At 69.0% G+C, this 23822-nt stretch carries 19 protein-coding genes and 2 tRNA genes; 17 read left to right on the top strand and 4 right to left on the bottom strand.

The window, feature by feature from the left end:
• Nucleotides 1-4: 4 nt before the first annotated feature.
• Nucleotides 5-75 (bottom strand) — tRNA-Gly (locus FBY22_RS34850).
• A gap of 165 nt (nt 76-240) precedes the next feature.
• Here FBY22_RS34850 and FBY22_RS34845 point away from each other — a divergent pair.
• From FBY22_RS34845 to clpX, 5 genes are all read left to right on the top strand, one after another.
• Nucleotides 241-317, top strand: a tRNA-Pro gene (locus tag FBY22_RS34845).
• Between the two features lie 168 nt (nt 318-485).
• Complete coding sequence (gene tig, locus FBY22_RS34840; protein ID WP_142151953.1) at nt 486-1886, top strand: trigger factor; 1401 nt, start codon at nt 486-488, stop codon at nt 1884-1886.
• A gap of 274 nt (nt 1887-2160) precedes the next feature.
• Complete coding sequence (locus FBY22_RS34835; RefSeq protein ID WP_055570713.1) at nt 2161-2769, top strand: ATP-dependent Clp protease proteolytic subunit; 609 nt, start codon at nt 2161-2163, stop codon at nt 2767-2769.
• 52 nt (nt 2770-2821) lie between these two features.
• Complete coding sequence (locus tag FBY22_RS34830) at nt 2822-3502, top strand: ATP-dependent Clp protease proteolytic subunit (RefSeq protein ID WP_142151952.1); 681 nt, start codon at nt 2822-2824, stop codon at nt 3500-3502.
• A 188-nt stretch (nt 3503-3690) separates the two neighbouring features.
• The gene (clpX, locus tag FBY22_RS34825) at nt 3691-4980 is read left to right on the top strand and encodes an ATP-dependent Clp protease ATP-binding subunit ClpX (RefSeq protein WP_142151951.1); all 1290 of its coding nucleotides are present in this window, start codon (nt 3691-3693) and stop codon (nt 4978-4980) included.
• A gap of 67 nt (nt 4981-5047) precedes the next feature.
• On the opposite strand, the gene FBY22_RS34820 is transcribed toward clpX, so the two are convergent.
• Nucleotides 5048-6013, bottom strand: coding sequence for a hypothetical protein (locus tag FBY22_RS34820; RefSeq protein ID WP_142151950.1), 966 nt, complete (start codon nt 6011-6013; stop codon nt 5048-5050).
• A gap of 137 nt (nt 6014-6150) precedes the next feature.
• Between FBY22_RS34820 and FBY22_RS34815 the strand changes: the two genes are divergently transcribed.
• From FBY22_RS34815 to FBY22_RS34760, 12 genes are all read left to right on the top strand, one after another.
• Entirely contained in the window at nt 6151-8775 is a 2625-nt protein-coding gene (locus FBY22_RS34815) for a valine--tRNA ligase (RefSeq protein WP_142151949.1), read from the top strand.
• Between the two features lie 156 nt (nt 8776-8931).
• The gene (locus FBY22_RS34810) at nt 8932-10416 is read left to right on the top strand and encodes a folylpolyglutamate synthase/dihydrofolate synthase family protein (protein ID WP_142151948.1); all 1485 of its coding nucleotides are present in this window, start codon (nt 8932-8934) and stop codon (nt 10414-10416) included.
• 4 nt (nt 10417-10420) lie between these two features.
• The gene (locus FBY22_RS34805) at nt 10421-10777 is read left to right on the top strand and encodes a DUF4233 domain-containing protein (protein WP_142151947.1); all 357 of its coding nucleotides are present in this window, start codon (nt 10421-10423) and stop codon (nt 10775-10777) included.
• Nucleotides 10778-10844: 67 nt separating this feature from the next.
• Nucleotides 10845-11258, top strand: coding sequence for a nucleoside-diphosphate kinase (ndk, locus tag FBY22_RS34800; protein ID WP_142151946.1), 414 nt, complete (start codon nt 10845-10847; stop codon nt 11256-11258).
• Between the two features lie 266 nt (nt 11259-11524).
• The gene (locus tag FBY22_RS34795) at nt 11525-12544 is read left to right on the top strand and encodes a rod shape-determining protein (protein WP_004931372.1); all 1020 of its coding nucleotides are present in this window, start codon (nt 11525-11527) and stop codon (nt 12542-12544) included.
• Nucleotides 12545-12689: 145 nt separating this feature from the next.
• Nucleotides 12690-13628, top strand: coding sequence for a rod shape-determining protein MreC (gene mreC / locus FBY22_RS34790; protein ID WP_142151945.1), 939 nt, complete (start codon nt 12690-12692; stop codon nt 13626-13628).
• A gap of 19 nt (nt 13629-13647) precedes the next feature.
• Nucleotides 13648-14328, top strand: coding sequence for a rod shape-determining protein MreD (mreD, locus tag FBY22_RS34785; RefSeq protein WP_142151944.1), 681 nt, complete (start codon nt 13648-13650; stop codon nt 14326-14328).
• A gap of 116 nt (nt 14329-14444) precedes the next feature.
• Nucleotides 14445-16697, top strand: a complete 2253-nt coding sequence (gene mrdA / locus FBY22_RS34780; RefSeq protein WP_142151943.1) for a penicillin-binding protein 2 — start codon at nt 14445-14447, stop codon at nt 16695-16697.
• Nucleotides 16694-17893: a rod shape-determining protein RodA gene (gene rodA, locus FBY22_RS34775; RefSeq protein WP_142151942.1), complete on the top strand. Its 1200-nt coding sequence runs from the start codon at nt 16694-16696 to the stop codon at nt 17891-17893. The genes mrdA and rodA overlap by 4 nt, the downstream gene beginning before the upstream one ends.
• Before the next feature lie 54 nt (nt 17894-17947).
• Nucleotides 17948-19456, top strand: a complete 1509-nt coding sequence (locus FBY22_RS34770; RefSeq protein ID WP_142151941.1) for a CYTH and CHAD domain-containing protein — start codon at nt 17948-17950, stop codon at nt 19454-19456.
• A 149-nt stretch (nt 19457-19605) separates the two neighbouring features.
• Nucleotides 19606-21576, top strand: coding sequence for a TIGR03960 family B12-binding radical SAM protein (locus FBY22_RS34765; protein ID WP_142151940.1), 1971 nt, complete (start codon nt 19606-19608; stop codon nt 21574-21576).
• Between the two features lie 211 nt (nt 21577-21787).
• The gene (locus tag FBY22_RS34760; RefSeq protein WP_142151939.1) at nt 21788-22474 is read left to right on the top strand and encodes a DUF4389 domain-containing protein; all 687 of its coding nucleotides are present in this window, start codon (nt 21788-21790) and stop codon (nt 22472-22474) included.
• Nucleotides 22475-22514: 40 nt separating this feature from the next.
• Here the strand turns inward: FBY22_RS34760 and FBY22_RS34755 are convergent, their stop codons facing one another.
• Both FBY22_RS34755 and FBY22_RS34750 read right to left on the bottom strand, forming a co-directional pair.
• Nucleotides 22515-23354, bottom strand: coding sequence for a class II glutamine amidotransferase (locus FBY22_RS34755; protein WP_142151938.1), 840 nt, complete (start codon nt 23352-23354; stop codon nt 22515-22517).
• A 105-nt stretch (nt 23355-23459) separates the two neighbouring features.
• Complete coding sequence (locus tag FBY22_RS34750; RefSeq protein WP_142151937.1) at nt 23460-23762, bottom strand: hypothetical protein; 303 nt, start codon at nt 23760-23762, stop codon at nt 23460-23462.
• Nucleotides 23763-23822 lie beyond the last annotated feature (60 nt).

Raw genomic sequence — 23822 nt, 5'->3', positions numbered from 1 at the left:
AAAGAGCGGGCGACGGGAATCGAACCCGCGTAGCCAGTTTGGAAGACTGGGGCTCTACCATTGAGCTACGCCCGCACAACGCGCGCCGCAGGTCGGAAGACCGCGGCACTGAAGGCATCGTAGCGGGTCGGCCGGCCTCGCCGCACACCCCTTCGCCGCCCGGCCCGGCCCGGCGGCGGCACTCCGGGAAATGCGGCGGTCGCACAGCGTGCGGGCATGTACCCTACGTGTCGCACCAGACGGGGTGTGGCGCAGCTTGGTAGCGCGTCCGCTTTGGGAGCGGAAGGCCGTGGGTTCAAATCCCGCCACCCCGACCATCTGATCACCCAGTGATCGCCTTTGGGGCGTGTCGCCGCTGCCGTTACTATGCAAGCTGCACGCCCGTGTGTCTCTCCTCTACGAAGTAGTCCTCCCGGGCGGCGATCCGCCGGAGCCGCTCTGGCCCCGGCAGAACCCAAGCAGTCAGCCATCAAGGAGACCGAACCGTGAAGAGCGCCGTGGAGACCCTGAACCCGACTCGGGTTCGGCTCACTGTCGAGGTGCCCTTCGAGGAGCTCAAGGACAGCCTCGACGCGGCGTACAAGAAGATCAACCAGCAGGTCACGGTGAAGGGCTTCCGCAAGGGCAAGATCCCGGCCCGCGTCATCGACCAGCGGTTCGGCCGCGGTGCGGTCCTGGAGGAGGCGGTCAACGACGCGCTCCCGAAGTTCTACACCGAGGCGGTCAACGAGGCGGAGATCGACGTCCTCGGCCAGCCCGAGGTCGACATCACCGAGCTGAAGGACGGCGAGACGCTGAACTTCACCGCCGAGGTCGACGTCCGCCCGACCATCGAGATCCCGGACTACTCCGGCATCGAGGTCGAGGTCGACGCGGTCGAGGTCACCGACGAGGACGTCGAGAAGTCCGTCGAGCAGCTCCGCGAGCGCTTCGCCTCGACCTCCCCGGTCGAGCGCGCCGCCGAGGACGGCGACGTCGTCACGATCGACCTGCAGGCCAAGGTCGAGGGCGAGGTCCTCGAGGACGGCGTCGCCGACGGCGTCTCCTACACCATCGGCTCGGGCGAGCTCCTCGACGGCATCGACGACGCCGTCAAGGGCCTGTCCGCCGGTGAGGAGACCACCTTCACCTCCGAGCTCAAGGGCGGCTCCGCCGCGGGCAAGGAGGCCGAGGTCACCGTCAAGGTCACTCAGGTCGCCGCGCGCGAACTGCCCGAGCTGGACGACGACTTCGCGCAGCTCGCCTCCGAGTTCGACACCCTCGAGGAGCTCAAGGCGGACAGCCGCAAGCGCCTCGAGAACATGAAGCAGTACGACCAGGCCACGCAGGCCCAGGAGCGCGTCCTGGAGAAGCTGCTGGAGCTCGTCGAGGTGCCCGTCCCCGAGAAGCTGCTCGAGGACGAGATCAACACCCGCAAGCACAACCTGGAGCACCACCAGCTCGGCCAGATGGGTCTCGACCTCGCGAAGTACCTGGAGATCCAGGGCAAGACCGAGGAGGAGTTCGATGCCGAGACCAAGGAAGCCGCGGTCAAGGGCATCAAGACCCAGTTCGTCCTCGACGAGCTGGTCAAGCAGGAGAAGCTGAACGTCAACCAGGAGGAGCTCACCGAGCACCTCATGCGCCGCGCCGCCTCCTCCGGCATGTCCCCCGACCAGTTCGCCCAGGCCGTCGTCGAGGGCGGTCAGGTGCCGCTCCTGGTCGGCGAGGTCGCCCGCGGCAAGGCCCTCGCGGTCGTCGTCGAGGCCGCCACGGTCAAGGACACCAACGGCGAGGTCATCGACCTGGACGACGAGGAGGAGACGGAGGCCGCCGCCGACGTCGCCGCCGAGGCGACCGAGGCCGACGCCACCGACGCCGACGAGGCGGAGAAGACCGAGGGCTGACGCCCCCGGCGCCGCCGAACGCCGTAGGGAAAGGGCCCGGGGACACGCTCCCCGGGCCCTTTCCGGCACTCGTGCCCGCCGCCCGTCCCACGGAGCAACGGCGCATGCGCTGACAGCGAACAGTCCGGGAACCGGGATGGCACTGTCCGGCCTGCGCGTTAGGGTCCATGTACAAGGGCAGGGGAGTCCCCAGAACTGCCCAGCCCCCGGATGGGAACACGTGAGACGGCCCGGCGCCGTCGTAAGACGAGCAGGTGGATACGTGACGAATCTGATGCCCTCCGCCGCCGGCGAGCCTTCCATCGGTGGTGGCCTCGGCGACCAGGTCTACAACCGGCTGCTCAACGAGCGGATCATCTTCCTCGGCCAGCCGGTCGACGACGACATCGCGAACAAGATCACCGCACAGCTGCTGCTCCTTGCCGCCGACCCGGACAAGGACATCTACCTCTACATCAACAGCCCGGGCGGTTCGATCACGGCCGGTATGGCGATCTACGACACCATGCAGTTCATCAAGAACGACGTGGTGACCATCGCCATGGGCCTCGCGGCCTCCATGGGGCAGTTCCTGCTCAGCGCGGGCACCCCCGGCAAGCGCTTCGCGCTGCCGAACGCCGAGATCCTGATCCACCAGCCCTCCGCGGGCCTGGCGGGCTCGGCCTCCGACATCAAGATCCACGCCGAGCGGCTGCTGCACACCAAGAAGCGCATGGCCGAGCTCACCTCGCAGCACACCGGCCAGTCGGTCGAGCAGATCACCCGCGACTCGGACCGCGACCGCTGGTTCGACGCCTTCGAGGCCAAGGAGTACGGCCTCATCGACGACGTCATCCCGACGGCCGCCGGTATGCCGGGCGGCGGCGGCACCGGCGCGGCCTGAGGCCACCCTGCCGAGCCCCCAGCCGACCGCCACAGCCCCTAGGAGACAGACAGTGAACGACTTCCCCGGCAGCGGCCTCCACGCCCGCACCGAGGCCGAGTACACCGGCCCGCGCGCCGAGTCCCGCTATGTGATCCCGCGCTTCGTCGAGCGCACCTCGCAGGGCATTCGTGAGTACGACCCGTACGCGAAGCTCTTCGAGGAGCGAGTGATCTTCCTCGGTGTCCAGATCGACGACGCCTCCGCCAACGACGTCATGGCGCAGCTGCTGTGCCTGGAGTCGATGGACCCCGACCGGGACATCTCGGTCTACATCAACAGCCCCGGCGGCTCCTTCACGGCGCTGACGGCGATCTACGACACGATGCAGTTCGTGAAGCCCGACATCCAGACGGTCTGCATGGGCCAGGCGGCCTCCGCCGCCGCGATCCTGCTGGCCGCCGGCACGCCGGGCAAGCGCATGGCGCTGCCGAACGCGCGCGTGCTGATCCACCAGCCGTACAGCGAGACGGGCCGCGGTCAGGTCTCCGACCTGGAGATCGCCGCCAACGAAATCCTCCGGATGCGTTCGCAGCTGGAGGAGATGCTGGCCAAGCACTCGACCACGCCGATCGAGAAGATCCGCGAGGACATCGAGCGCGACAAGATCCTCACGGCCGAGGACGCGCTGTCGTACGGCCTGATCGACCAGATCATCTCCACTCGGAAGATGAACAACGCGGCCGTCCGCTGACAAAGAGGCGGGCGGAAGCTGTATCGTCTGCCGCCCCTTGGCACGGTTGGTCTGCTTTGACACGCTGCACGTCACAGTGAACCGCGCCAAGGGGGGCCCGAACGGGGGGCCCGGCAAGGTACCGTCGGAATAGGCAGCACCAGGAGCCGCTGGATCTAGGCGTCTCCCAGGCGAAGGGGAAGCACACCGTGGCACGCATCGGTGACGGCGGCGATCTGCTGAAGTGCTCGTTCTGCGGCAAGAGCCAGAAGCAGGTCAAGAAGCTCATCGCAGGGCCTGGTGTGTACATCTGCGACGAGTGCATCGATCTCTGCAACGAGATCATCGAGGAAGAGCTCGCGGAGACCAGCGAGGTGCGCTGGGAGGAGCTTCCCAAGCCGCGCGAGATCTACGAGTTCCTCGAGGGCTACGTGGTCGGCCAGGAGGCGGCCAAGAAAGCCCTCTCCGTAGCGGTCTACAACCACTACAAGCGCGTCCAGGCCGGCGAGAACGGCGGCGGCAGCAGCCGTGACGACGCGATCGAGTTGGCGAAGTCCAACATCCTCCTGCTCGGCCCCACGGGCTCGGGCAAGACACTCCTGGCACAGACGCTGGCCCGCATGCTGAACGTCCCGTTCGCGATCGCGGACGCGACGGCGCTCACGGAGGCCGGCTATGTCGGCGAGGACGTCGAGAACATCCTGCTGAAGCTGATCCAGGCGGCGGACTACGACGTCAAGAAGGCCGAGACCGGGATCATCTACATCGACGAGATCGACAAGGTCGCGCGGAAGAGTGAAAACCCCTCCATCACGCGCGACGTGTCCGGCGAGGGCGTCCAGCAGGCCCTGCTGAAGATCCTGGAGGGCACCACCGCCTCCGTCCCGCCCCAGGGCGGCCGCAAGCACCCGCACCAGGAGTTCATCCAGATCGACACGACGAACGTGCTGTTCATCGTGGGCGGTGCCTTCGCGGGCCTGGAGAAGATCATCGAGTCCCGGGCGGGCGCCAAGGGCATCGGCTTCGGCGCGACGATCCGCTCCAAGCGCGAGCTGGAGGCCAAGGACCAGTTCCAGGACGTCATGCCCGAGGACCTGGTCAAGTTCGGCATGATCCCCGAGTTCATCGGCCGCCTCCCGGTCATCACCTCGGTCCACAACCTGGACCGCGAGGCCCTGCTGCAGATCCTGGTCGAACCGCGCAACGCGCTCGTCAAGCAGTACCAGCGCCTGTTCGAACTCGACGGCGTGGAGCTGGACTTCGAGCGCGAGGCCCTGGAAGCCATCGCCGACCAGGCCATCCTCCGCCAGACCGGCGCGCGCGGCCTGCGCGCGATCATGGAGGAGGTCCTGATGTCGGTGATGTACGAGGTCCCGTCCCGCAAGGACGTGGCCCGCGTGGTCATCACGGCCGACGTCGTCCACTCCAACGTCAACCCGACCCTGATCCCCCGCGACGCCCGCAACGGCCGCGGCCCGGGCGAACAGAAGACGGCGTAACGACCCGAACGAAGGGGCCCCGGTCAACCGACCGGGGCCCCTTCGTGGTTGAGCGGTACGGCGTCCGTCAGGCGGGGACGCGCACGTCGTTGCGGACCTTCGCGGTCAGATCGGCGGCCTCGGAGACCGAGGCGCCCTTGCCGGTGGCCAGGGCGGCCATGTCGTAGGAGAGGACGTACGTCAGGGTGCTGTGGTCACCCCAGATGCAGAACGGCATCTTCATGGACTGACCGGACGTCGTGGTCTCGATCTCCTGGCACTTCATGACGCCGCTTTTGAAACCGGCGGGCTTCACCGTCTGCGGGCTGCCCACGAGTTTGCCGGACGAGGAACTCGAGCTCTCCGTGGAGTCCTTCTTGATCTGGGCGAACATCGCGTCGACGACCTTCTCCGGGTCGTCGATGCTTCCGTAGACACCGGAGACGATCAGGCTCTTCGTCGACAGACCGGACCCGGAGGAGTAGCCGGCGCTGACGTCCTTGGGATCGTGGACGCCCCACGACTCCGCGTCCTTGACGTCGCTCGAGGTCATCTTGCCCGTGCCGGAGTTGCTCTTCTTGTACGTGCCGTCGAGGATCGTCGCCGGGGTCGTCAGCTTGTGAGCCCCGTCGTCCGCGACGCTTCCGCCACCACCGGAGCCGCCGCTCCCGCCGACCGTGAGGTAGATCCCGACCCCGATCGCGGCCACGACCGCCACCGCGCCGATGATCAGCCCGGTCTTCTTCTTGCCGCCGCCCGGCACCGGAGGCTGCGCGACCGTGTAGGGCTGCTGGCCGTACGGCTGCTGCCCGTAAGGCTGCTGGCCGTAGGGCGGCTGCTGCTGCCCGTACGGGTTCGGCTGCTGCGGGGGCACGCCCTGCGGGGGCGCCTGCGGGTAGCCGTAACCCGGCTGGGTCGGCGGCGGTGGCTGCTGGGGGTAGCCGTAGCCGGGCTGGGGGGCCTGCGGCGGCTGCTGGCCGTAGGGTCCCGGCTGGCCGTACGGCCCGGGCTGCTGGGGCTGCCCGCCGTACGGGCCCGGCTGGTTGTGACTCATCTCTGGGTTCCCCTCCAGATGCCTTATGTGGTCCTGACATCCTGGCGCAGCCGCCGTGGACGCAGTGCATCGGGGGCCGCACCGTTACAGAACAAACGCGTTTCGGGACAGCCCCGCGACACCCCTAAACTGACCCCGTGACCGAGAACGCTCAGCAGCAGCCATCAGCGCCCAGCACCGAACTGCCGACCCAGTACGCGCCGGCCGATGTAGAGGGGCCGCTGTACGAGCGTTGGGTGGACAAGGGGTACTTCGCCGCTGACGCCAAGAGCGACAAGCCGGCGTACACCATCGTCATCCCGCCGCCGAACGTCACCGGTAGCCTCCACCTGGGCCACGCTTTCCAGCACACGCTCATGGACGCCCTCACGCGCCGCAGGCGCATGCAGGCCTACGAGTCGCTGTGGCTGCCGGGCATGGACCACGCCGGCATCGCCACCCAGAACAAGGTCGAGCAGCAGCTCGCCGAGGAGGGCAAGTCCCGTCACGACCTCGGCCGCGAGGAGTTCGTCGACCGCGTCTGGCAGTGGAAGGAGGAGTACGGCGGCAAGATCCTCGGCCAGATGCGCCGCCTCGGCGACGGCGTCGACTGGGACCGCGAGCGGTTCACCATGGACGAGGGCCTGTCCAAGGCCGTCCAGACCATCTTCAAGAAGCTCTACGACGACGAGCTGATCTACCGCGCCGAGCGCATCATCAACTGGTGCCCGCGCTGTCTGACGGCCATCTCGGACATCGAGGTGGAGTACCAGGAGGACGACGGCGAGCTCGTCTCCATCAAGTACGGCGAGGGCGACGAGACGCTGGTCGTCGCCACCACCCGCGCCGAGACGATGCTGGGCGACACGGCCGTCGCCGTCCACCCGGACGACGAGCGCTACAAGCACCTGATCGGCAAGCGCATCAAGCTGCCCCTGACGGACCGCGCCATCCCGGTCGTCGCCGACACCCACGTCGACCCCGAGTTCGGCACCGGCGCCGTCAAGGTCACCCCCGCCCACGACCCGAACGACTTCGCCATCGGCCAGCGCCACGGCCTGGAGTCGATCACGGTCATGGACGAGCGGGCCGTCATCACCGCCCACGGCCCCTTCCAGGGCCTGGACCGCTTCGAGGCGCGCAGCGCCATCGTCGCCGCCCTGCGCTCGCAGGGCCGGATCGTCGCCGAGAAGCGCCCCTACGTCCACTCCGTCGGCCACTGCTCGCGCTGCAAGACCACCATCGAGCCGCGCTTGTCCATGCAGTGGTGGGTCAAGGTCGGCCCGCTGGCCAAGGCGGCCGGCGACGCGGTCCGCGACGGCCGGGTCAAGATCCACCCCGAGGACATGTCGAAGCGGTACTTCGACTGGGTCGACAACATGCACGACTGGTGCATCTCGCGCCAGTTGTGGTGGGGCCACCGCATCCCCGTCTGGTACGGCCCCGACGGCGAGGTCGTCTGCGTCGGACCGGACGAGGAGCCCCCGAGCGGCGAGGGCTGGAAGCAGGACACCGACGTCCTCGACACCTGGTTCTCTTCCGGCCTGTGGCCCTTCTCCACCCTGGGCTGGCCCGAACAGACCGAGGACCTGCGGAAGTTCTACCCGACCGACGTCCTGCTCACCGGACACGACATCATCTTCTTCTGGGTCGCCCGGATGATGATGTTCGGCCTGTACGCGATGGACGGCGAAGTCCCCTTCCGCACCATCGCGTTGACCGGCCTGGTCCGTGACGAGCGCGGCAAGAAGATGTCGAAGTCCTTCGGCAACGTGGTCGACCCGCTGGACTGGATGGACAAGTACGGCTCCGACGCCGTCCGTTTCACCCTGGCCCGCGGCGCCAACCCCGGCACCGACGTCCCGATCGGCGAGGACTGGGTCCAGGCGTCGCGGAACTTCGCCAACAAGATCTGGAACGCCACCCGCTTCGCGCTGATGAACGGCGCGACGGTCGAGGGCCCGCTGCCGGAGCCGTCGAAGCTGTCGGCCACCGACCGCTGGATCCTCTCGCGGCTCAACAAGACGGTCGCGCAGGTCGACGCGTTCTACGAGGACTTCCAGTTCGCGAAGCTCTCCGACGCCCTCTTCCACTTCGCGTGGGACGAGGTCTTCGACTGGTACGTCGAGCTGTCCAAGACGACGTTCCAGGCGGGCGGCGAGGCGGCCGAGGTCTCCCAGCGCGTCCTGGGCGAGGTCCTCGACGTCACGCTCAAGCTGCTGCACCCGATCGTCCCGTTCGTCACCGACACCCTGTGGACCACGCTCACGGGCGGCGAGTCCGTCGTCGTCGCCGACTGGCCCCGGGACTCCGGTTTCCGCGACGACGCCGCCGAGCGCGAGATCGAGACGCTCCAGTCGGTCATCACCGAGGTCCGCCGCTTCCGCGCCGACCAGGGCCTGCAGCCGGGCCAGCGCGTCCCGGCCCGCCTCAGCCTGGACGGCACGGCACTGGCGCCGCACGAGGCCGCCATCCGCCAGCTGCTCCGCCTGCAGCCGGAGGGCGAGACCTTCACGGCGACGGCCACCCTCCCGGTCGCCGGCGCCGAGGTCGCCCTCGACCTCTCCGGCACCATCGACGTCGCGGCGGAGCGCAAGCGCCTCGCCAAGGACCTCGCCGCGGCGGAGAAGGAGAAGGCCCAGGCGACGGCCAAGCTGGGCAACGAGGCGTTCCTGGCGAAGGCCCCGGACAACGTCGTGGAGAAGATCCGCACCCGCCTGGCCAAGGCGGAGGAGGACATCACCCGCATCCAGGCCCAGCTGGACCGCCTGCCCCAGCAGTAACCGACCCAGGCGCGCGGGCCCCCGGAGCTGACAGGCGCCGGGGGCCTGCGCCCACCCAAGGGGCGCGGGGAACTGCGCGACAAGCCACACACCTCCCCGCCCCCGTCGACCAGGACCAGCCAGCTCTCCCCTCGGGCGCAGCCCTAGACTGGCCCTGTGAGTGACAGCGACCCCTTCGACGAGATCATCGCGACCGAGACGGACCGCGACCCCGATCTCGCGGTCATCGAGGCCGGCAGCCGAACCCTCCGCACCCAGGGCGGAGCCCCGAGCGCCGACGTGCCCGCCCGCCCCGAGGACCCGGAGGTCGACAAGGCCCTGCGCGAGGTCGAGGCCGATCTGGCCACCCGCTGGGGCGAGACGAAGCTGGAGCCGTCGGTCAGCCGCATCTCCGCGCTGATGGACGTGCTGGGCGAGCCCCAGCGCTCGTACCCCTCGATCCACATCACGGGCACGAACGGCAAGACCTCCACCGCGCGCATGATCGAGGCCCTGCTCGGCGCCTTCGAGCTGCGCACCGGCCGCTACACCTCCCCGCACGTCCAGTCGATCACCGAGCGGATCAGCCTGGACGGCGCCCCGATCTCGGCCGAGCGCTTCGTCGAGACGTACAACGACATCAAGCCCTACGTCGAGATGGTGGACGGCTCGCAGGAGTACCGCCTGTCCTTCTTCGAGGTCCTCACCGGCATGGCGTACGCGGCCTTCGCGGACGCGCCCGTCGACGTGGCCGTCGTGGAGGTCGGCATGGGCGGCTCCTGGGACGCCACGAACGTCATCGACGCGGACGTCGCCGTCATCACCCCGATCGACCTGGACCACACCGACCGCCTCGGGGAGACGCCCGCCGCGATCGCCACGGAGAAGTCCGGGATCATCAAGCAGGACGCGACGGTGATCCTGGCGCAGCAGCCGGTCGACGCGGCCCAGGTGCTGCTGAAGAAGGCGGTCGACGCGGACGCCACCGTGGCCCGCGAGGGCCTGGAGTTCGGCGTGGTCTCCCGTCAGGTGGCCGTCGGCGGCCAGCTGTTGACCCTGCGCGGCCTCGGCGGCGAGTACGGCGAGGTCTACCTCCCCCTGCACGGCGCCTACCAGGCCCACAACGCGGCCGTGGCCCTGGCCGCGGTCGAGGCGTTCTTCGGCGTCGGCTCCCAGCGCCCCGAACCCCTCGACATGGACACCGTCCGCAAGGCCTTCGCGTCCGTGTCCTCCCCGGGCCGCCTGGAGGTCGTACGGCGCTCCCCGACCGTCGTCCTGGACGCCGCCCACAACCCGGCGGGCGCCCGCGCCACCGCCGAAGCGGTCGGCGAGGCCTTCGACTTCAGCCGGCTGATCGGGGTCGTGGGCGCCAGCGGCGACAAGAACGTGCGGGGGCTGCTGGAGGCCTTCGAGCCGATCTTCGCCGAGGTCGTCGTCACCCAGAACTCCACGCACCGCGCGATGGACGCCGACGAACTCGCCGCGATCGCCGTCGAGGTGTTCGGCGAGGAGCGCGTCCAGGTCGAGCCGCGGCTGCCGGACGCGCTGGAGGCCGCGATCACCCTCGCCGAGGAGGAGGGCGAGTTCGCGGGCGGCGGTGTCCTGGTCACCGGCTCCGTCATCACCGTGGGCGAGGCCCGACTGCTCCTGGGGAGGGGCTGACACCGTGCGTACGCTGTGTTCCTCGACGCTGATCGGCGAGTTCTTCGTGATCGGGTTCGCCGGGCTGGTCGCCATGAAGGACCCGGACCTGTCCACCTCGACGGTGTGGACGGTCAGCGGCATCGCGATGTTCCTGTGCCTGCTGCTGTGCGGCATGGTGACCCGCCCGGGCGGCATCGCGCTGGGCTGGGCCCTTCAGGTCGCGCTGATCGCCTCCGGGTTCATCGTGCCGACGATGTTCTTCCTGGGCGCGGTCTTCGCCGCCCTGTGGTGGGCGTCGGTGCACTACGGCAGGAAGATCGACGAGGCGAAGGCCAGATTCGCGGCCCAGAGCGGCTCCTCCACACCTGACGCTGCGTGACGAAGGCCCCGACACGCCCTGTAATCTTCGAACACCCCGCACGACTCTTGATCGCTAGGAGCCCGCAGTGAGCCAGCGCACCCTCGTCCTGCTCAAGCCCGACGCAGTCCGCCGTGGCCTGACCGGCGAGATCATCAGCCGCATCGAGCGCAAGGCCGGCTGGCAGATCACCGCGCTGGAGCTGCGGACGCTGGACCAGGAGACGCTGGAGCAGCACTACGGCGAGCACAAGGGCAAGCCCTTCTACGAGCCGCTGGTTGAGTTCATGGCCTCCGGCCCGGTCGTGGCGCTGATCGTCGAGGGCGAGCGGGTCATCGAGGGGCTGCGCGCGCTCGCCGGCCCGACCGATCCGATCGCCGCCGCGCCGGGCTCCATCCGGGGCGACTACGGCGTGATCGTGCGCGAGAACCTGATCCACGCCTCCGACTCCGAGGAGTCCGCCGAGCGCGAGGTGAAGATCTTCTTCCCGGGCCGCGCGTAGCGCTGCCCCGGCGGAACGGCGAGTCCGGGGGCGGTGCCCCCGGACTTTCTGGCATATGCGTGGCGATCGAGGGAACGAGCACCCCCGAACGCCCCTCTCACCAAGCGAACGCACCCAGCATCTGCTGACAATGGCGGAGACCCTTACGCAGTGTCCGTGCGGGCGCCGATACGATGGAAGCCTTCACGTCACAGCACCCACTTCGCCGACCTGAAAAGCCCTCAAAAGCTCCCAGGAAGGCCAGACGAATCCTGATGGGGAACTCAATGTCGTTCATCGGCCGTGACATGGCTGTCGACCTCGGGACCGCCAACACGCTGGTGTACGTCAGGGGTCGCGGGATCGTACTCAACGAGCCGTCCGTAGTCGCGATCAACACGAACACCGGTGGCATCCTCGCGGTCGGCGCCGAAGCGAAGAAGATGATCGGCCGCACGCCCGGCAACATCGTCGCCGTCCGCCCGCTGAAGGACGGCGTGATCGCCGACTTCGAGATCACCGAGCGGATGCTCCGGTACTTCATCCTGAAGATCCACAAGCGGCGGTACCTGGCTCGTCCGCGGGTCGTCGTCTGTGTGCCCTCGGGTATCACCGGCGTCGAGCGCCGCGCCGTCATCGAGGCGTCGTCCCAGGCCGGCGCCCGCCAGGTGCACATCATCGAGGAGCCCATGGCCGCGGCCATCGGCTCCGGCCTGCCGGTCCACGAGGCCACGGGCAACATGGTGGTGGACATCGGCGGCGGCACGACGGAGGTCGCGGTCATCTCGCTGGGCGGCATCGTCACCGCCCAGTCCATCCGCGTCGCGGGCGACGAGCTGGACAACGCGATCATCCAGCACATCAAGAAGGAGTACAGCCTCCTTCTGGGTGAGCGGACGGCCGAGCAGATCAAGATCACGATCGGTTCGGCGTACGACCTCGACGCTGACGAACACACCGAAATCCGCGGCCGGGACCTGGTGTCCGGGCTGCCCAAGACCGTCGTCATCTCGGCCGCCGAGGTGCGCAAGGCCATCGAGGAACCGGTCAACGCGATCGTCGACGCCGTCAAGACGACCCTCGACAAGTGCCCGCCGGAGCTGTCCGGCGACATCATGGACCGCGGAATCGTTCTGACCGGCGGCGGGGCCCTGCTGCGCGGTCTCGACGAGCGGCTGCGGCGCGAGACCGGCATGCCGATCCACATCGCCGAGGACCCGCTGGACAGCGTGGCGCTCGGCTCCGGCAAGTGCGTGGAGGAGTTCGAGGCGCTCCAGCAGGTGCTGGACGCCCAGCCGCGCAGATGACGTAACTCTTCGATTCCGCCGTACGAGATGATCTCCTCTCGTACGGCGGATCGTTGATATAGAGGCATAAGCTCACGCGTAAGCCTCCGCCCCGAAAAAACCTGAACACCCGCACATTCCTATGAGGAAGGCACGGCCGCCGCACGTGAGGGACACGAGAGAGAGCCGGCTGCTCCTGGTGCTGTTGATCGCCGTCGCGTTCGCGCTGATCACCGTGGACATCCGCGGCGGGGAGGACTCACCGGTCGACGGTGCCCGCCGGGCGGCGGCCGCGGCCTTCGGCCCGATCGAGAACGGCGTGTCGGCGGCGGTCGACCCGGTCGGCAACGCCGTCTCCGCGATCCGCGACTCCGGCACCAAGCACGACCGGCTCGCCCGGCTGGAGAAGGAGAACGCGGCCCTCAAGGCGAAGCTCGGCAGCGACGACCGCAACGCCAGCCGCCTCAAGCAGCTCGACAAGATGCTGAAGATCGCCGGCGAGGGGCAGTACGGCATCAAGGGCGCCCAGGTCATCGCCATAGGAGCGGCCCAGGGCTTCTCCTGGACCATCACCATCGACGCCGGCGCCGACGACGGCATCAAGCGGGACATGACGGTCCTCAACGGCGACGGCCTGGTCGGACGCGTGACGACCGTCGGCCCGAGCACCTCCACCGTCCTGCTCGCCAACGACCCCGACTTCACCGTCGGCACCCGCATGGAGAACAGCGACGAACTCGGCTTCGCCTCCGGCCAGGGCGACCGGCCGCTGCGCGTCGAACTCCTCAACGGCAAGGCCGAGGTGAAAAAGGGCGACCGGCTCGTCACCTTCGGCTCCCAGGCCGACAAGCCCTTCGTGCCCGGCGTCCCGGTCGGCGTGGTCTCCCGCGTCCAGCCCTCCGAGGGCGGCCTGACCCGGACCATCTACGTCACGCCGTACGTCGGTTTCACCAAGCTCGACATCGTCGGCATCGTCGTCGAGGCCCCGAAGAAGGACCCCCGCGACACGGTGCTGCCGAAGAAGCCAAAGCCGACCCCGACGCCGACCGTCACCGTCACGGTCACCCCCTCGGCGAACGCGCCCACCAACGGCCCGACCCCGTAGCAGTAGGAGCTGAATCCCCATGCGTGTCAACCGGATCCTGCTCTCCTCGGCACTGGTGGTCCTCGCCCTGGTGATCCAGGTGAGCGTCCTGTCCCGGCTCCATCTCCCCGGCGCCGTACCCGACTTGCTGCTCCTGACCGTCCTGGGCCTGGCCATGGTCTACGGCCATGTCGGCGGCGCCCTCGTCGGCTTCGGCGCCGGCCTGCTCGCCGACCTCGCGCCCCCGGCCGACCACGCGGCCGGCCGCTACGCCCTGGTCCTGTGCGTCATCGGCTACCTCGCCGGCCTGATCAAACCGGAGAACGGCAGACTCAAGTCGGCCACCGGCCCCATGGTCGTCGTGGTCGCCGCCGCCATCGGCTCCACCCTGCTGTACGCCGGGGTGGGCGCCCTCGTCGGCGACACCGCCGCCCGTCATGTGGGCCTCGTCGGCCTGCTGTTCACGGCCGCCCTGTACGACCTGCTGCTCGCCCCCTTCGTGGTCCCCGGAATCATGGCCCTGGCCCGGCGCGCGGACAACGACCCGCTCGCCGAGACCAACTCCTCGAGCAAGAAGGCCACCGACATCTCCTCCGGCTGGATCTCCGCCGGCACCGGCCTGAAGATCGGCGGCCAGCGCGGCGGCCTCGGCGGTCTGAAGACCAAGGCGCGCACGCGCACCGCCCGGGTGGGACGCATCAAGGGGGTCAAGCGGCTGTGAGAGCGGGTCAGTTCACCCGAACGGGGCACTTTTCGCGGAACGGCGCCTCACAGGTCCGTCGTTCATCATGCGTACGCGCTCACACATTCGCGCACTGAGAGGGGGAGGCAGCCCACGTGACCAACATTCCCGAGACCGGACGGACGCCACGCGTCCAGATCCGTCTCGTCGTCATCCAGATCCTCGTCCTCTCCCTGCTCGGCACCCTTGGCGGCCGCCTGTGGTACCTGCAGATCCGCGAGGGCGCCTCGTACCAGAAGGAGGCATCCGGCAACCACGTCCAGCAGGTCGTCGAGCCCGCCGTGCGCGGCTCCATCCTGGACGCGCGCGGAGTGCCGATCGCGGACAACGAGACCCGGCTCGTGGTCTCCGCCTCCCGCACCGACCTGCTGAAGATGAAGGACGACGGCAAGGCCGTCCTGACCAAGCTGGCCGGCGTCCTGGGCATGAAGCCCGCCGACGTCATGCAGAAGGTCCGGCTGTGCGACGCCAAGACCCCGCAGCCGTGCTGGAACGGCTCGCCGTACCAGCCGATCCCCATCACCGACGAGGCCACCCCGCGTCAGGCCCTGCAGATTCGCGAGCGCTCCGAGGACTTCCCCGGCATCACCGCCGAGCCCGAGGCCGTGCGCCGCTACCCGGCCCCCGGCAAGGCCAACACCGCCCAGGTCCTCGGCTATCTCTCCCCGGTCACCGACGACGAGATCCAGCAGGCCAAGGACACCGACTCGCCCTACCTGCGCTCCGACCAGGTCGGCCGCTCGGGCCTGGAGCGCCAGTACGACAAGGCACTGCGCGGCAAGGCCGGCGTCACCCGCTACGAGGTCGACAACCTCGGCCGCGTCATCGGCAAGGCCAAGTCCGACGCCGCCCAGCCCGGCGCGAACCTCGTCACCAGCATCGACTCCCGCGTCCAGCGCGTCGCCGAGTACGAGCTGAACGAGGCGATGAAGAAGGCCCGCGAGCAGTTCGACAAGATCACCGGCGAGAACTACAAGGCCGACTCCGGCGCCGTCGTCGTCATGGAGGCCAAGACCGGCCGCATCGTCGCCATGGCGTCCGCGCCGACGTACGACCCGAACGTGTGGGTGGGCGGCATCTCCGCCAAGGACTACAAGGCGCTCACCGGCAAGAAGTCCGACTACCCGCTGCTCAACCGGGCCATACAGGGTCAGTCCGCGCCCGGTTCGACCTTCAAGGTGGTCTCCACGGCCGCCGCGGTCGAGGCCGGCTACGTGTGGGACGGCGGCTACCCCTGCACCAGCTCGTACTCGGTGGGCGGCCAGGTCTTCAAGAACTTCGAGGGCGAGAACTTCGGCCCGATCTCCCTGGGCCGCGCCCTGGAGGTCTCCTGCGACACCGTCTTCTACGGCCTGGCCGACCAGCAGTGGAAGAAGGACGGCGGCATCAACCCCAAGAAGGGCCAGCCCAAGGACTACTTCTACAAGGCCGCCCACCAGTTCGGCCTCGGCAAGGAGACCGGCGTAGACCTGCCGAACGAGGTCACCGGCCGCGTCCCCGACCGCCAGTGGAAGGAGTCCTACTGGAAGGCCAACAAGGACGCCTGGTGCAAGACGGGCAAGAAGGACGGCTCGTACGTCGAGAAGATCGCCTACGAGAACTGCCTCGAGGGCAACAAGATGCGCGAGGGTGACTCCATCAACTACTCCATCGGCCAGGGCGACACGCTCGTCACGCCGATCCAGGAGGCCATGATCTACGGGGCGCTCGCCAACGGCGGCACGGAGTACGTCCCCACCATCGGCAAGGCCGTCGTCAGCGCCGACGGCAAGACCGTCCAGGAGATCAAGCCGAAGGTCAAGGCGAAGCTGCCGGTCAGCAAGGCCACCCTCAAGGGCATGGACAAGGCCCTCGCAGGCGTCATCACCAGCGGTACCGCGGCCTGGAAGTTCCAGGGCTGGCCGCAGGACAAGATCGAGCTGCACGCCAAGACCGGTACCGCTGAGGTCTACGGCAAGCAGACCACCTCGTGGCTCGCCACGTACTCCAAGGACTACACGGTCGTCATGACCATCGCCCAGGCCGGTACGGGTTCCGGCGCCTCCGGTGAGGCCGTGCGCAACATCTACAGCTCGATGTACGGCGTCCAGTCCGACGGCTCCATCGACAAGAAGAAGGCGCTGCTGCCGACCCCGCAGAAGGGCCTGCCGAAGATCAAGGCGGACGGCACCATCGCCTCCCCGAAGGTCGCCAAGGACCCGGTCAAGGACCTGCAGAAGGCCGACGAGGAAGGCGCCACGTCCCCCGACGGGACCCAGCCGGGCGCGACCACCGCCTCGCCCACCGCGACCAACCGCAACACCCGCCGCAGGCCGCGCAGAAGGGGAAGCCGGAGGATGCTCACATGACCGGTGCCAACAGCTTCTCCGTCTCCGGGTACGGACCCGAGCGGGCCGGCTGGACGCGGGTCCTCGCCCGCGATTCGGTCACCCGCCGCCTGGACTGGCCGATGCTGCTGTCGGGCCTCGCCCTGTCCGGCCTCGGCTCGCTCCTTGTGTTCTCCGCGACCCGCAACCGCACGGAGATCAACCAGGGCGACCCGTACTACTTCCTGATCCGGCACATCATGAACACCGGCATCGGGCTCGCCCTGATGGTCGGCACGATCTGGCTCGGCCACCGCACCCTGCGCACCGCCGTCCCGATCCTCTACGGCATCTCCCTGTTCGGGGTGCTGCTGGTCCTCACCCCGCTCGGCGCCACCATCAACGGCAGCCGCAACTGGATCGTCTTCGGCGGCGGATTCTCGCTGCAGCCCGCCGAGTTCGTGAAGATCACGATCATCCTGGGCATGGCGATGCTGCTCTCGGCCCGGGTCGACGCGGGCGACAAGCAGTACCCCGACCACCGCACGGTCCTGCAGGCGCTGGGCATGGCCGCCGTACCCATCCTGATCGTGCTGCTCATGCCCGACCTCGGCACGGTCCTGGTCCTGGTGACGATCATCCTGGGCGTGCTGCTCGCCTCCGGCGCCTCCAACCGCTGGATCTTCGGCATGATCACCGCCGGTGTCGTCGGCTGCACCGCCATCTGGCAGCTGCACATCCTGGACGAGTACCAGATCGCGCGGTTCGCGGCCTTCGCGAACCCCAGCCTCGACCCGGCCGGAGTCGGCTACAACACCAACCAGGCCCGCATCGCGATCGGTTCGGGCGGCCTCACCGGCGCCGGGCTCTTCCACGGCTCGCAGACCACCGGCCAGTTCGTGCCCGAGCAGCAGACCGACTTCGTGTTCACCGTCGCGGGGGAGGAGCTCGGCTTCGTCGGCGCGGGCCTGATCATCCTCCTGCTCGGCGTGGTCCTGTGGCGCGCCTGCCGCATCGCGCGCGACTCGACGGAGCTCTACGGCACGATCGTGGCCGCCGGCATCGTCGCCTGGTTCGCCTTCCAGGCGTTCGAGAACATCGGCATGACCCTCGGGATCATGCCCGTCACCGGCCTGCCACTGCCCTTCGTGTCCTACGGCGGCTCGTCGATGTTCGCCGTGTGGATGGCCGTCGGCCTACTGCAGTCGATCAAGGTGCAGAGACCCATGTCCGCCTGACCGTCGGCCCCATCGGCCCTGCCGCCCTGACCCGGATCCCACTAGATTCGGGTCATGGCGGACACAAAACGCGAGATCGAGCGCAAGTACGAGTCCGACGACAGCGGGCTGCCCGACCTGACCGGCGTCGCGGGTGTCGACGCCGTCGTAGACAAGGGCGTCGCCCACCTGGACGCCACCTACTACGACACCGCGGACGAGCGACTCGCCGCCGCCTCGATCACGCTGCGCCGCCGCACCGGTGGCGCGGACGCCGGCTGGCACCTGAAGTTCCCCGTCTCCCCGGGCGTGCGGGACGAGATCCGCGCCCCGCTCTCCGACACCCTCCCGCGCGTCCTCGCCGGACTGATCCGCTCCAGGGCCCGCGACGCCGAAGTGCTGCCCGTGGTCCGGCTGCGCTCCGACCGCGACGTCAGCGACCTCGTCGACGCCACGGGCCGCGTCCTGGCCGAGGTCAGCGTGGACGCCGTGCACGCCGAACGGCTCACCGGCGCCGGCGGCACCGCCCAGTGGACGGAACTGGAGGTGGAACTCGCCGACGACGGCGACCCCGCCTTCCTCGACAAGGTCGACAAACGACTGCGCAAGGCGGGCGTACGGCCCTCCGGGTCGGCCTCGAAGCTCGCCCGGGCGCTGACGGAGACGGCGCCGAAGAAGAAGCGCCGCAGCGGCATGCCGACCCCGCCCCCGCCGGTGACCGCCGGCGACCACGTCCTCGCCTACGTCCGCGAACAGCGGGACACCATCGTCGCCCTCGACCCGGCGGTACGGAGGGACGTCCACGACGCCCTGCACCGCATGCGCGTCGCCACCCGCCGTATGCGCAGCGCCTTCCGCAGCTACGCGAAGGTCCTCGACCGCACGATCACCGATCCCGTCGGCGAGGAACTCAAGTGGCTGGCCGGTGAACTCGGGGTGGGACGGGACAGCGAGGTCCTCGCCGAGCGCCTGTCGACGGCCCTCGACGGACTGCCCCGGACGCTGGTCACCGGCCCCGTCCGCACCCGCCTGCGGCGGTGGGCGAACGCCCGGCGCGGCGGCTCCCGCCGGCGGCTGACCGGCGTACTGGACTCCGCGCGGTACCTGGCCCTGCTCGACACCCTGGACGCGCTGGTCGACCAGCCGCCCTTCCTGAAGGCGGCCGGTGGAAAGCCGGAGAGGGTGATCTCCAAGGCCGTACGCAAGGACTTCGGGAAACTGGCGGAGCTCGTGGAACGCGCCGTCGCCCTCGACCCCGGCACCGAGCGCGACCTGGCGCTGCACGAGTCCCGCAAGAAGGCCAAGCGGGCCCGCTACTCGGCGGAAGCCGCCGTGGGCGCCCTCGGCGACCGCGCGTCCGCCCTGGTCAAGTCGATGAAGTCGGTCCAGACCCTGCTCGGCGACCACCAGGACAGCGTCATGGCCCGCCAGAGCCTGCGCGAGCTGTCGGCCGTGGCGCACGCGGCGGGGGAGAGCTCGTTCACGTACGGGGTGCTCTACGGGCGCGAGGAGCGGCGGGCGGCGGCCGCGGAGCTGGCGCTGCCCGCCGTCTGGCGGGGGATCACGGAGGCGACGGACATCTGACGGCCGCCGGGCGATGCTGTTCGCGCGGACCGCCACCAGGGGACGGGGAAGGCAGCCGGGCGGTCGGGGAGGGGCCGGGGCCGCGTTAGGCTAGATGGTCACCCCTGTCAGTCAGAGTCCATCCAGCCCATCCCACGAAGGTTCGCGAGATGCCTGCCGAAGTCGCTGCGTCGGTGTTCCCGCAGCTCGAAGCTCTGCTCCCCCATGTGCAGAAGCCGATCCAGTACGTCGGCGGAGAGCTCAACTCCACGGTCAAGCCGTGGGAGTCCTGCGACGTCCGCTGGGCGCTGATGTACCCGGACGCCTATGAGGTCGGCCTGCCCAACCAGGGCGTCATGATCCTCTACGAGGTCCTGAACGAGCAGGAGGGCGTCCTCGCCGAGCGCACCTACAGCGTGTGGCCGGACCTGGAGGCGCTGATGCGGGAGCACGGCGTCCCGCAGTTCACGGTCGACAGCCACCGCCCGGTGAAGGCGTTCGACGTGTTCGGCCTGTCGTTCTCCACGGAGCTCGGCTACACGAACATGCTCACCGCCCTGGACCTGGCGGACATCCCGCTGGAGTCGAAGGACCGCGGCCTGGACGACCCGATCGTCCTCGCGGGCGGGCACGCGGCGTTCAACCCGGAACCCATCGCGGACTTCATCGATGCGGCGATCATCGGCGACGGCGAGCAGGCCGTGCTGGACATGACGCGGATCATCAAGGAGTGGAAGGCCGAGGGCCGCCCCGGCGGCCGCGAGGAGGTCCTCTTCCGGCTCGCGAAGACCGGCGGCGTGTACATCCCGGCGTTCTACGACGTCGAGTACCTCCCCGACGGCCGTATCGCCCGCGTGGTCCCCAACAAGTCGGGCGTGCCCTGGCGCGTGTCGAAGCACACGGTCATGGACCTCGACGAGTGGCCGTACCCCAAGCAGCCCCTCGTCCCCCTGGCAGAGACGGTCCACGAGCGAATGTCGGTGGAGATCTTCCGCGGCTGCACGCGCGGCTGCCGCTTCTGCCAGGCCGGCATGATCACCCGCCCCGTCCGGGAACGCTCCATCACCGGCATCGGCGAGATGGTCGACAAGGGCCTGAAGGCGACGGGCTTCGAGGAGGTCGGCCTCCTCTCGCTCTCCTCCGCGGACCACAGCGAGATCGGCGACATCGCCAAGGGCCTCGCGGACCGCTACGAGGAAGACAAGATCGGCCTCTCGCTCCCCTCCACCCGGGTCGACGCCTTCAACGTGGACCTGGCGAACGAGCTGACGCGCAACGGCCGCCGCTCCGGCCTCACCTTCGCGCCCGAGGGCGGCTCGGAGCGGATGCGCAAGGTCATCAACAAGATGGTGTCCGAGGAGGACCTCATCCGCACCGTCGCCACCGCCTACGGCAACGGCTGGCGCCAGGTGAAGCTGTACTTCATGTGCGGCCTGCCGACGGAGACGGACGAGGACGTCCTGCAGATCGCCGACATGGCGACCCGGGTCATCCAGAAGGGCCGCGAGGTCTCCCGCTCCAACGACATCCGCTGCACGGTCTCCATCGGCGGCTTCGTCCCCAAGCCGCACACCCCCTTCCAGTGGGCCCCGCAGCTCTCGGCCGAGGAGACGGACGCCCGCCTGGAGAAGCTCCGCGACAAGATCCGCGGCGACAAGAAGTACGGCCGCTCGATCGGCTTCCGCTACCACGACGGCAAGCCGGGCATCGTCGAGGGCCTGCTCTCCCGCGGCGACCGCCGCATCGGCGCGGTCATCCGCGCCGTCTACGAGGACGGCGGCCGCTTCGACGGCTGGCGCGAGCACTTCTCCTACGACCGCTGGATGTCCTGCGCCGACAAGGCCCTGACGCCCCTCGGCGTGGACGTCGACTGGTACACCACCCGCGAGCGCACCTACGAGGAGGTCCTCCCCTGGGACCACCTCGACTCCGGCCTGGACAAGGACTGGCTCTGGGAGGACTGGCAGGACGCCCTCGACGAAACCGAGGTGGAGGACTGCCGCTGGACCCCCTGCTTCGACTGCGGGGTGTGCCCGCAGATGGACACGGCCATACAAATCGGCCCGACCGGCAAGAAGTTGCTGCCCTTGACGGTCAAGAATTCGGGTCCGTCGCCGGCTTCGAGCGGTCACACGCACTGAGGTGTGCGAGGCGCTCGATCGGGTGGCGTGCGGGATGACGACCCGCCCGGCGGCTTTGCTTCTCCCTGACGAACGGATCAACCCCGGTCGCGGTGTTCCCGGTCACGTGCGAGCCTGAGTCCGTGATCAGGAAGCCACCTGGCCGCCCGCCTGCTCCGGCGGGGCATGGCCGGTGACCGCCGGGCGGGGACGTTCGAAAGGATTTGCGCGCATGATTGCTGTCAGTGCGTCACCGGTGCGTATCGAAGCGTCTCTCGACCCTCGGCTGTCCAGATGGCTGTGGCTGGTGAAGTGGCTCCTCGCCATCCCGCATTACATCGTGCTGTTCTTTCTGTGGATCGCGTTCGTCTGCGTGACCGTCATCGCGTTCTTCGCCATCCTGTTCACGGGCCGGTACCCCCGGTCCCTCTTCGAGTTCAATGTCGGCGTACTGCGCTGGAACTGGCGTGTCAGCTACTACGCCCACACCGCGCTCGGCACCGACCGATACCCGCCCTTCACGCTCAAGGACGTGCCGGACTATCCGGCGCATTTCGACGTCGTCTATCCCGAGCGCCTCTCGCGCGGTCTGGTCCTCGTGAAGTGGTGGCTGCTGGCGATCCCGCAGTACATCGTCATCGGGATGTTCGTCGGTGACTGGGGCTGGGCGTCAGGGGACACCTGGCGTGGCGGCGGCGTGATTCCCTTCCTCTCCCTGGTCGCCGTGATCGTCCTCGCGGTCACTGCCCGCTACCCGGTCCCCCTGTTCGACTTCCTGCTGGGCCTGGCCCGATGGGTCGCCCGGGTGAGCGCCTATGCCGCACTCCTGACCGATCAGTACCCGCCGTTCCGGCTCGACATGGGCGGCCGGACCTACCCGTCGGCGGACATCGCGGGGAGCGGTTCCGGACCGAAGTGACTCTGTCGCAGGGACGCCGGCCCCGACCGGCCCGGGCGGTTCATACGGTGTTCGGCCGCGGTTCGAAGGCGTGGAGGGTGTCCTGGCCCGGCTGGACGATGCCGTAGGTGCTTTCTGGGACCTCGTTCCAGGCTCCGGGGAGGTTGCCCAGGGGTTCGGAGACGACCAGGCGGGTTTCCTCTCCGACCTCTCGCAGGAACGCGGTGTCCGGGTGGAGGGCGCGCAGGGAGTCCACCCTGGTGCTGTAGTAGAGGGACCGCGAGGCGCCTTCGCTGGAGTAGCGGAAGGCCCACAGGCGGTCGCCGTCGGACATGGCGAGGGTCATCTGGAGCGGGTGCCGTACGCCGTGCTTGTGGCCCGTCTCCTCGACCAGGCCGGCCATGCGGGCCACGGCTTCCGGCGGGTCGTCGGTGAGACCGAACGTCAGGGCCAGGTAGAACATCAGCTCGGAGTCGGTGGAACCCTCGATCTCGGGGTAGAGGGCGGGGTCGACGGCCAGGGCCAGGTCACGTCGCAGTCGTGGGAACTCGTTGATCACGCCGTTGTGCATCCACAGCCAGCGATCCCATCGGAAGGGATGGCAGTTGGTCTGCTGCACGGCCGTTCCCGTCGTCGCCCTGATGTGGGCGAAGAACAGTCCTGAACCGACGTGGTGAGCGACCTCCTGCAGGTTGCGGTTGTTCCAGGCCGGGCCCACGTCCCGCACGACCGCCGGGGTGACGAGATCCTCCGCGTACCAGCCGACGCCGAAGCCGTCGCCATTGGTCGTCTCCACCCCCAGCCGGGAGTGCAGGCTCTGGTCGATCAGGCTGTGCTGCGGCTCGAACAGGACGTGACTGAGCAGGACGGGCGTGCCCGAGTAGGCGATCCAGCGGCACATCTCCGCACCCACCTCCCTCTGCCGGAGGATGGCGACGATCCTGCGACAAGTATGGACTTGCCCGGCAGACGCGGCACGTGCGGTCGGTTCGTGGTCGGTCGGCGGTCAGCCGGTGGTGGAGTGCAGGAACGGCGGGATCGGCCGGTGCAGGTCGGTGGCCTCGATGGTCAGGGTGTCGTGCGCGACGTCCGCCCCGTCGCTCATGGACACCTGGACGGTGTGCCTCTCGCCCGTACGCCCGAGGCGCCCGGTGACCGTGACCTTGTGGCCCTCCACCGAGACCCGCAGGTCCGACCCGGCGGACGCGGACGCGCTGACGACGTGCCGTGGCCCCGCGGGCCACACGCTCACGGACGAAGTGAACTCTTCTCCGGCCGTGACCTCGATCTGCGACGGAGTGAGGATCATGAACCCCTTCAGGTGCCATGACCCGGTGCCTGGGGATGTCTGATTGCCGGTCATGTCGTC

It is taken from the genome of Streptomyces sp. SLBN-31 (genome assembly GCF_006715395.1).
GTDB lineage: Bacteria > Actinomycetota > Actinomycetes > Streptomycetales > Streptomycetaceae > Streptomyces.
This window is presented reverse-complemented; position numbering and strand designations above follow the sequence as displayed.